General features: G+C 73.8%; 8 protein-coding genes and 1 pseudogene. 6 read left to right on the forward strand and 3 right to left on the reverse strand.

The annotated features are described in order from the left end of the window. The 3 genes and pseudogenes from KBX39_RS13170 to KBX39_RS13180 all read right to left on the reverse strand — a co-directional run. A pseudogene (locus tag KBX39_RS13170) lies at positions 1-73 on the reverse strand (DUF779 domain-containing protein); the annotation flags it as partial. After that, the gene (adh, locus tag KBX39_RS13175) at positions 73-1578 is read right to left on the reverse strand and encodes an aldehyde dehydrogenase (protein ID WP_043326441.1); all 1506 of its coding nucleotides are present in this window, start codon (positions 1576-1578) and stop codon (positions 73-75) included. The gene adh and the pseudogene KBX39_RS13170, both read right to left, overlap by 1 nt. Before the next feature lie 40 nt (positions 1579-1618). Beyond that, complete coding sequence (locus KBX39_RS13180; RefSeq protein ID WP_064447716.1) at positions 1619-2902, reverse strand: hypothetical protein; 1284 nt, start codon at positions 2900-2902, stop codon at positions 1619-1621. A gap of 235 nt (positions 2903-3137) precedes the next feature. Here KBX39_RS13180 and KBX39_RS13185 point away from each other — a divergent pair, with 235 nt between their 5' ends. The 6 genes from KBX39_RS13185 (at position 3138) to KBX39_RS13210 (ending at position 9568) form a co-directional block, all read left to right on the forward strand. Next, positions 3138-3803, forward strand: coding sequence for a response regulator transcription factor (locus tag KBX39_RS13185; protein ID WP_043326436.1), 666 nt, complete (start codon positions 3138-3140; stop codon positions 3801-3803). Next, entirely contained in the window at positions 3800-4852 is a 1053-nt protein-coding gene (locus KBX39_RS13190; RefSeq protein ID WP_210870746.1) for a HAMP domain-containing sensor histidine kinase, read from the forward strand. Before KBX39_RS13185 ends, KBX39_RS13190 begins: the two co-directional genes overlap by 4 nt. 116 nt (positions 4853-4968) lie before the next feature. After that, positions 4969-7071 carry a pyridoxal-phosphate dependent enzyme gene (locus KBX39_RS13195; RefSeq protein WP_210870749.1) on the forward strand — a complete coding sequence of 701 codons (2103 nt, stop codon included), beginning with the start codon at positions 4969-4971 and terminating at the stop codon, positions 7069-7071. Then, positions 7068-8201, forward strand: a complete 1134-nt coding sequence (locus KBX39_RS13200; protein ID WP_210870752.1) for a D-alanine--D-alanine ligase family protein — start codon at positions 7068-7070, stop codon at positions 8199-8201. Before KBX39_RS13195 ends, KBX39_RS13200 begins: the two co-directional genes overlap by 4 nt. Continuing rightward, positions 8198-8833, forward strand: coding sequence for a M15 family metallopeptidase (locus KBX39_RS13205; RefSeq protein ID WP_210870754.1), 636 nt, complete (start codon positions 8198-8200; stop codon positions 8831-8833). The genes KBX39_RS13200 and KBX39_RS13205 overlap by 4 nt, the downstream gene beginning before the upstream one ends. Before the next feature lie 75 nt (positions 8834-8908). Further along, a complete protein-coding gene (locus KBX39_RS13210; RefSeq protein ID WP_210870757.1) occupies positions 8909-9568 on the forward strand; it encodes a hypothetical protein in 660 nt (219 codons plus the stop codon). Positions 9569-9603 lie beyond the last annotated feature (35 nt).

Below are 9603 nucleotides of genomic sequence, written 5' to 3' on the forward strand. Positions count from 1 at the left end.
GCGGGCCGTGCTGCCCCCGCAGCGACCGGATCAGGTCGGCCGCCGCGGGGGTCACTGTCACGGTGTCGCCCATCAGAAGAAGCCGAGCTTCTTCGGCGAGTAGCTGACCAGCAGGTTCTTGGTCTGCTGGTAGTGCTCCAGCATCATCTTGTGGTTCTCCCGGCCGATGCCTGACTGCTTGTAGCCGCCGAACGCCGCGTGCGCCGGGTAGGCGTGGTAGCAGTTCGTCCAGACCCGGCCGGCCTGGATGGCGCGCCCGGCCCGGTACGCGGTGTTGAGGTCCCGGGTCCACACGCCCGCGCCGAGCCCGTACAGCGTGTCGTTGGCGATCTTCACGGCGTCGTCCAGGTCGGCGAAGGACGTCACCGACACCACCGGGCCGAAGATCTCCTCCTGGAAGATCCGCATCGAGTTGTCGCCCTCGAAGATCGTCGGCTGGACGTAGTAGCCGCCGGACAGCTCGCCGCCGAGGTCGGCCCGCTCGCCGCCGGCCAGGACGCGAGCGCCCTCCTGCCGACCGATGTCCAGGTAGGACAGGATCTTCTCCAGCTGGTCGTTGGAGGCCTGCGCGCCGACCATCGTGTCGGTGTCCAGCGGGTGCCCCTGCTTGACCGCCTTCGTCCGCTCGACGGCGGCGGCGAGGAAGTCGGAGTAGTGGCCCTGCTGGATGAGCGCCCGGGACGGGCAGGTGCACACCTCGCCCTGGTTGAGGGCGAACATGGTGAAGCCTTCGAGAGCCTTGTCCAGGAAGTCGTCGGAGGCGGCGCTGACGTCGTCGAAGAAGATGTTCGGGCTCTTGCCACCGAGTTCCAGCGTGACCGGCTTGATGTTCTCGCTGGCGTACTGCATGATCAGCCGCCCGGTGGTGGTCTCGCCGGTGAACGCCACCTTCGCCACCCGCGGCGAGGACGCCAGCGGCTTGCCCGCCTCGACGCCGAAGCCGTTCACCACGTTGATCACGCCCGGCGGCAGCAGGTCGCCGATCAGCGAGAGCAGGTAGTGGATCGAGGCGGGCGTCTGCTCGGCCGGCTTGAGCACCACCGCGTTGCCGGCGGCCAGCGCCGGGGCGAGCTTCCACACCGCCATGAGGATCGGGAAGTTCCACGGGATGATCTGCCCGACCACGCCGAGCGGCTCGTGGAAGTGGTAGGCGACGGTGTCGTCGTCGAGTTCGCCGAGCGAGCCCTCCTGCGCCCGGATCGCCCCGGCGAAATAGCGGAAGTGATCGATCGCGAGCGGGATGTCGGCGGCGAGCGTCTCGCGTACCGGCTTGCCGTTCTCCCACGTCTCGGCGATCGCCAGGGACTCCAGGTTGTCCTGCATGCGGTCGGCGATCCGGTTGAGGATCAGCGAGCGTTCGGCGACCGACGTGCGGCCCCACGCGTCGGCCGCGCCGTGTGCCGCGTCCAGCGCCTTCTCCACGTCCTCGGCGGTGCCCCGGGCCACCTCGCAGAAGGTCTGCCCGGTCACCGGGGTCGGGTTCTCGAAGTACTTGCCACCGTGCGGCTTCACGTACTCGCCGCCGATGTAGTGGTCGTAGCGGGACTGCCAGTGGGTGGGGGCGTCGTAGCGCGTCATGGGTACCTCCGCCGTCCGTCTGGGGTGGATGGCGGGCAGGCTAGTTTCCAGGACGTTGCAGGAACGTTGCGCGCGGCAGCGCGTACTCCTCGGCGAGCTGGCGGGCCCGCGCGAGCGCGAGCGGCCGGCGGGGCGCGCCCGGCGGCAGCGCCCGCGCCAGGGCCTGCCAAGCGGCCAGGTCGTCGGCGCCGGCCGCCGTCGCGGTCCAGGCCGCGAGCAGCCCCGGGTCGCCGCCGGCCAGCACGGCGGCGCGCAACTGGCCGTCGACCAGGCGGCGCAGTCGCGCGACTCCCGGTGCGTCCGACAGGGGCAGCAGGGGCCCACGGTACGCGCGCAGCGCCGCCGCCGGATCGCCACGTTCCAGCAGTTCGGTGACGGTACGGAAGTCGGCGCGCACGGTCGGGCGCAGCCGGTACGGGCGGGAGTCGAGCAGCTCCTCGCCGAGCACGCGGCGCAGCCGGGACAGCTCGGCGCGCAGCGTGACCGGGTGCCGCCTGTCGTCGCCGTAGAGGTCGAGGCCGAGCTGTTCCCCGGTGCGCCCCTCGGGATGGTCGACGAGCAGCACCAGCAGCTCGCTGTGCCGGCGACCGAGCCGGATGCGCCGGCCGCCGACGCGCAGCTCCGCCTCGTCGCGGCCGAGCGCCGACACGTACGCGACGTCCGGCGCGGCGGGCGCGACGCCGGCCAGGAACGCCTCGGCGGCCCGGGCGGTGGCCCGGACCAGAGCCAGGCTCTGCGGGTTGGCCAGGTGGTCCCCGCCGGTGATGTCGACGGCGCCGAGCAGCGCGCCGCTGACCGGGTCGTGGATCGGCGCGGCGGCGCAGGTCCAGCGCTGCACCGGCCGCACGAAGTGCTCGGTGGCGAAGATCTGCACGCCGTGGTCGACGGCGAGGGCGGTGCCGGGCGCGTTCGTGCCGGCGTGCGCCTCGTCCCAGCGTGCGCCCGGTACGAAGTTCATCCGCTCGGCGTGCCGCAGCACCCCGGGGTGGCCCTCCACCCAGAGCAGCCGCCCGGCGGCGTCGCAGACCGCCATCAGGTGCGCGCCGTCCTGCGCGATGCCGCCGAGCAGGTCGCGGAAGAGCGGCATCACCCGGGCGAGCGGGTGCGCGGCGCGGTACGTCTCCAGCGCGTCGTCGGTGAGGTCGACCGGCGCGGTGGCCTCCGGGTCGAGCAGCGCGGACCGCTCCCAGGAACGGGCCACCACCTCCCGGACCCGGCCGGATGTGGTGCCGGCGGTGAGGAACGCCTCGTGGGCGGCACCGACCTGCGCGATCCGCTCCGCCGGATCCGCGCCGAACTCCAGGGCGAGCCACGGGTCAGCCACCAGCGCCTCCTTCCACCCATCGTGACCCACCTCACGCCCGAGCGCCAATGCGTGATCCGGGTCACTTCAGCGGTGCTCGCGCCGCCCGCGGACCGGACGAACGGCCCAGACGGCCGTACGCCGGTTGTCGCAGCGTGGCCCGCGTGGAGGATGGCTGCTGCGGACGCTTACAGAACCCTTAACTCCGGCCTGCGAAGGTGTGCCGGACGACGAGGGAAGACACGGGGAGCGCAAGGTGCGGGTGCTGGTGGCGGACGACGAGCGGCTCTTGGCGGACACGGTCGCCGAGGGGCTGCGACGGTTCTCCATGGCTGTCGACGTCTGCTACGACGGCGACGGCGCGCTGGAACGGATCGGGGTCAACCGGTACGACGTGGCGGTGCTGGACCGGGACATGCCCGGCGCCACCGGCGACGAGGTGTGCCGGAGCCTGGCCGGGTCCGACGCCGGCACCCGGGTGCTGCTGCTGACCGCAGCCGCCGGCATCCGGGACCGGGTCGCCGGCCTCGGGCTGGGTGCCGACGACTACCTGACCAAGCCGTTCGCGTTCGCCGAGCTGGTGGCGCGGGTCCAGGCGCTGGGCCGCCGGTCCACGCCGGCGCTGCCGCCGGTGCTGGAACGGCACGGCGTGGTGCTCGACGTGGCCCGGCACACCGCTACCCGGGACGGCCGCCCGCTCGGGCTGAGCCCGAAGGAGTTCGCCGTCCTGCACGTGCTGATGCGGGCCGGCGGCCGGGTGGTCAGCGCCGAGGAGCTGCTGGAACAGGCGTGGGACGAGTTCGCCGACCCGTTCACCAACGCGGTCCGGGTGACGGTGATGACCCTGCGCAAGAAGCTCGGCCAGCCGTCGGTCGTCCACACCGTGCCGAAGGCCGGCTACCGGATCGGCGAGCCGGAATGAGCCCCCGTCGCCGCATCCTGCTGGTCGGGCTGCTCGCCCTGCTCGCCGGGTTCTTCGTGCCCAACATGGTCAAGTCGCTGCTCGAACTGGTGTGGGGGCAGGCCCAGTGGTTCTGCGGCCTGGCCACCATCGGCGCGGTGTGCGAACCGGGCCGCCCGTTCGTCCCGCTGTTGCCGCTGCTGGTCCAACTGCTGGTGCTGGTGGCCGCCGGATTCGCGGTGTGGGGAGCGGCCCGCTGGTGCCTGCGTCCGGTGCGCGACCTGGCCGCCCCGATGGCGAACCTGGGCCCGCAGAACCTCGGTTACCGCATCCGGCATCGCGGCCGGGACGAGCTGGCCGGGCTCGCCCGCGCGATCGACGCGATGCTGGACCGGGTCACCGCCGGGTACGAGGGGCAGCGGCGGTTCGCCGCGAACGCCTCCCACGAGCTGCGTACGCCGCTCGCGGTGCAACGCACGCTGATCGAGGTCGGCATGGCGCAGTCGCTCACCGGTGAGCAACTGGAGCTGCTGACCGCGCAACTGCTCGCCACGAACGAACGCAACGAGCGGCTCATCGAAGGGCTGCTGGCGCTCAGCGAGAGCGACCAGGGCCTGCGGTCCTCCACCCCGCAACGCCTCGAACAGATCGTCACCGGCGTGCTGGCCGCGTACGCCGACCGGGCCGCCGAGGCCGGCGTGACGGTCGAGACCCGGCTGTCGCCCCGGATCGTGACCGGCGAGCGGGTGCTGCTGGAACGCCTGGTCACCAACCTGGTGGAGAACGGCATCAAGTACAACCGCCCGGGCGGGCGGCTCGTCGTCACCGTCGGCGGCGACCCTGCGCTGACCGTCACCAACAGCGGGCAGGCCGTGCCCGCCGAAGCGGTCGACGGGCTGTTCGAACCGTTCCGGCGCCTCGCCCGGGACCGGACCAACCAGGGCGGCGGCGCCGGGCTCGGCCTGGCCATCGCCCGCTCCATCACCCAGGCGCACGGCGGCATCATCGCCGCCCGCCCAGGTGACGACGGCGGCCTGCGGGTCGACGTCCACCTGCCCCACGTGGGCTGACCACCCCACATACGACTCCGGGAGCCGCCGTCGCGGCATCCCGCGATGACACCTGCCCGAGGACCGGACCGGCGGCACCGCCGCCTGCCCCGGAGTGGGCCGGAGAGGAGACCGCAGTGCCGACGCGTACCGAGGGGAGCGCACCACCCGGTGACCGGGTGGCCTGGGCCGACGTGGCGAAGGGCGCCTGCATCGTGCTCGTGGTGCTCTGGCACGTCGTCGTCAAGGACTACCTGCGCATCGACTGGCGGGCCGGCCTGCCGGTGCCGGGCGCGTGGGGGCTGCTCGGCGAGCAGCTGCTGCCGCTGCGGATGCCGTTGTTCTTCGCGATCTCCGGCATCTTCGCGGCGAACGCGGTGGCCCGCCCGTGGCGGGTGTCCGGACGGCCCCGGATCGCGCGGAACCTCTACCTGTACGCGATCTGGCTGCTGATCCACACCGCGCTGCTGGCGCTGGCGCCCGGCTTCCCGACCGACCGGGCCACCGACCCGGGTGAGCTGCTGGCCCAGCTCACCGTGACGCCCTCGAACCTGTGGTACCTGTACGCGCTGGCGCTCTACTTCGTGCTCGCCAAGGCGCTGCGCCGGGTCCACCCGGCGGTACTGCTGACCGCCGCGGGCGCGCTGTCCGCCGTGGCGGCCACCGGGCTGCTGGACAGCCCCGGCAACCGGGGGCAGGTCTACCAGAACCTGGTGTTCTTCCTGGCCGGGGTGCGCCTGAAGCCGTACCTCACGCGGTGGGCGGACGGCGCGAGCACCCGGCGGCTCGCCGGCACCGGCGCGGCGTACGCGATCGGGCTGGCCGCCATGGGCCTGGCCGGCGCGCAGAGCTGGCCCGGCGCGTACCTGCTCGTCTCCGTGCTCGCTGTGGCGTTCGGGCTGACCGCCGCCGCCCGGCTGGCCCGGCACCGCCTGGCCGGTCCGGCGCTGGCCCGGCTGGGCCGCCGCACGCTTGGTGTCTACGTGATCCACATGCCGGTGCTGGCGCTGCTCGACCGGCTCCTCGCCGCGCCGGTGGCCGGTCTGGGCGGACCCGCCCGGGCGCTGCTGGTGACCGTCTACCCGGTCGTGCTCACCGCGCTCGTGTTGGCGCTCAGCCTCGCCGCGCACCGCGGCCTCACCGCGCTCGGCGCGCACTGGCTGTTCGACCTGCCGCGCAGCCGCGTCCACTCGAATCCCGAAGGAGAGACCATGCCCCGAATCGACGGGCCGGCGCTGCCGGACCGCACACATGTCGAGGAGGCCGCCCGCGCGCTGTCCGGCCGGGTGGTGCGTACCCCGGTGCTGCACAGCCCGGTGATCGACCGCCTGGCCGGCGCCCGGATCCTGCTCAAGGCGGAGAACCTGCAGGACGGGGGCTCGTACAAGATGCGCGGCGCGATGCTGGCGGTGGGCCGGCTCGCCGCCGCCGGGCACACCGGCGTGGTCGCGCAGAGCACCGGCAACCACGCCGTCGCGGTGGCGCTGGCCGCGCGCCGGCACGGGCTGGCCGCCACTGTCGTGCTGCCGGTGGACGCCGCGCCGGTCAAGGTGGACCGAGCGCGGGCGGCGGGCGCCCGGGTGGTCCGGGCCGGCACCACGGTCGAGGAGCGCCTCGCCGTCGCCCGGCGGATCGCCGAGGTGGAGGGCCACCCGCTGGTCGACGCGTACGACCACCCGGACGTGGTGGCCGGGCAGGGCAGCGCCAGCCTGGAGCTGATCGAGGAGGCGGCGCGTCGCGGCACACCGCTGGACGCGCTGGTGGTGCCGGTGGGCGGGGGCGGCGGCATCGCCGGTGCCTGCCTGGCCGTGGCCGGAACGCCGATCCAGGTGTACGGCGTGGAGCCGGTCGGGTGCGACTCGCTGGCCCGCAGCCTGGCCGCCGGACGGCCCACACCCGTCGCCCCGGCGCCGAGCCTCGCCGACGGGCTGCGCCCCGGGTGCGTCGGCGACCTGCCGTTCGCGGTGGCCCGCACCGGTGTGCGGGGCGTGGTCCGGGTCGACGACGACGCGATCGTCGAGGCGTTCCGGCTGCTCCTGCTGGACCTGAAGGTGCTGGTCGAGCCGTCCGGCGCGGCCGCGCTGGCCGGCGCGCTGCGGCTGGACGAGGTGAGCGGTTCCGGCAGCTCGGGCGCCGGGACGCGGCGGACGGTCGGCGTGGTGCTGACCGGCGGAAACGTGGAAGCGGACCTGGTGGCCCGGCTGGCGGGCGACCGGATGACGGCAGGAGTGGCGGCATGAGAGCGACAGTGCGGATCGGTGTCCTGTTCGGAGGCCCGTCGGCGGAACACGAGGTCTCCTGCGCCTCGGCGCTGGGCGTGGCCCGCGCCCTGGCCGGGCAGGGGCACCGGGTGGTGGCGCTCGGCCTCACCCGTACCGGCGGGCTCCGGCTGCTGCCCGAGCCGGTGCTCGCGCAGCACCTCGGCACGGTGGCGGCCGGACGGGCGATCGACGACCGGCTGCCGGTCACCGGCGAGGCGGTGGAGCTGCGACGCGGGGCAGCCGCCGGCACCGTCGCGGTCACCGCCGCCGACGCCCCGGCCACCGTGCACGCCGAGCTGGACGTGGTGTTCCCGGTGCTGCACGGCCCGTACGGCGAGGACGGCGTGGTGCAGGGGCTGCTGGAATCACTCGGCGTGCCGTACGTCGGGTGCGGCATCCTCGCCTCCGCCGTCGGCATGGACAAGGTGGCGATGAAGCGGGCGCTGCGCGCCGACGACGTGCCGACGACGCCGTACGTCTGGTTCGACGAGCCGACCTGGCGGGCCGCGGCGGACCCGGAGAAGCTGGTCGTCGGGCTGCGCGGGCCGCTGTTCGTCAAGCCGGCCCGGATGGGCTCCTCGATCGGCATCTCCCGGGTCGCAGGCGGCGACGACCTGGTCGCGGCCGTGGAGGAGGCGTTCCGGCACGACCACGTGGTGCTGGTCGAGCAGGGCGTGACCGGCCGGGAACTGGAGTGCGGCGTGCTCGGCGGCTGGCAGCCCGAGGCGTCGGCGGTCGGCGAGGTCCGGGTCGCGGGCGGCTGGTTCGACTACCGGCAGAAGTACTTCGGCGACGCCGACCCGATGATCGTCCCGGCCCCGCTGCCGGACGAGGTCACCGAGCGGATCCGCGAGCTGTCGGTACGGGCGTTCACCGCGATCGGCGGCTGGGGCCTGGCCCGGGTCGACTTCCTCTACGACGAGACCACCGGCGACCTTTACGTCAACGAGCTGAACACGCTGCCCGGCTTCACCGCGCACTCGATGTACCCGAAGGTGTGGGCCGAGTCCGGCGTCGCGTACCCCGAGGTGGTGGACCGGCTGGTCGCGCTCGCCTTCACCCGGCACGCGGCCCGGCCGTCCACCGCACACCCCGGGGGTACGCCGTGATCCTCCTCTCCGACCCCCGCGTCGCCGCCGTGTCCAGCCGGGACGACGGCGAACCCCTGGTTGACCTGCGCGAGGTGCCCGGGCTGCGGGTGGATGCGCGGGCCGCCGACCCCGCCGGGGCGTACGCGCGGGTGCGGCTCGGTGTCGCGGACCGCCTGCTGGCCGCGCAGCGCGCGCTGCCGGCCGGGCTGCGCCTGCTCGTGGTCGAGGGCTACCGGCCATACCGGGCGCAGCTCGACATCTTCACCGGCTACCGGGACGAGCTGCGGCGGCGGCACCCGGACTGGCCGGCGGACCGGCTGCACCGGGAGACCACCAAGTTCGTGTCGCCGGTCGAGGTGGCCCCGCACAGCACCGGCGGAGCAGTTGACCTCACGCTGTGTGACGCCGATGGGGTGGAGTTGGACATGGGCACGGCGCTCGACGCCACCCCCGAAGAGAGCGCCGACGCCTGCTTCACCGCGGCCCGGCACATCCCGGTGAGCGCGTGGCGCAACCGGAACGTGCTGGTGGCGGCGTTGAGCGGCGCGGGGATGGTGAACTACCCGACGGAGTGGTGGCACTGGTCCTACGGCGACAGGTACTGGGCGCTGATGACCGGGGCGCCGCACACCCGTTACGGTCCGTTGTAGCCCGTCGGCTCAGGTGAACGTTCCGGCCCTCCCGTCCGTACCACGCGGGGAACGACAGCGACGACGGGAGAGAACGTGAGGGTGCAGCGTAAGCACGCGATGGCGGCAATCGTGGCGGTGACCGCCACGGTGGCGGTCTCGGTGGGAACCGGACTGGGATTCGCGGACACCGCGCCGGTCGGGCGGTCGGCCTGCGCCGGGTCGGTGACCTTCTCGGCCGAGAGCGGCCCGCCGGCCGCGACGAGCGACAGGTTCCCGGTGGGCACACGCCTGCGGGTGACGAACCTCGACAACCGCAAGGTGGCCACGGTGACGGTCACCGGGCCGTCCGGTAGCTGCGTGCTGCTCAACGCCGCCGCCATGGACCTGGTACGCGAGCCGGGCAAGAACGTCATCCGCCGCAACGAGGTGGAACGCCTCGACTGCGCCGCCGCTCCGGCACCGCGCAACCAGCCGGGCGCGACCCGGCCCGGCGCCGCGCAGCCGATCGGCGGCAGCGTCTGCTCCGGCGCGCTCACGTTCTTCGCCGAAGGTGGGGCGCCGGCCGCCACCAGCGGCCAGTTCCCGCTCGGCACCCGGCTGCGGGTGACGAACCTGGACAACAACCAGGCGGTGACCGTGACGGTGACCGGGCCGTCCGGTAGTTGCGTGCTGCTCAACACCGCCGCCATGGACGCCATCCGGGAACCGGGCAAGAACCTGGTCCGGCGCAACACCGTCGAGCTGATTCGCTGATTTCCGGGGTGGGACACCATGGGCCGGTCCTGGGG

The sequence above is a fragment of the Micromonospora sp. D75 genome, assembly GCF_018070405.1.
GTDB classification, from domain to species: Bacteria; Actinomycetota; Actinomycetes; order Mycobacteriales; family Micromonosporaceae; genus Micromonospora; species Micromonospora chalcea.

Excerpts from the sequence above, each read along its gene's own strand:
- adh (WP_043326441.1), bottom strand. The coding sequence starts at position 1,578 with ATGACGCGCTACGACGCCCCCACCCACTGGCAGTCCCGCTACGACCAC.
- KBX39_RS13190 (WP_210870746.1), top strand. The coding sequence starts at position 3,800 with ATGAGCCCCCGTCGCCGCATCCTGCTGGTCGGGCTGCTCGCCCTGCTC.
- KBX39_RS13200 (WP_210870752.1), top strand. The coding sequence starts at position 7,068 with ATGAGAGCGACAGTGCGGATCGGTGTCCTGTTCGGAGGCCCGTCGGCG.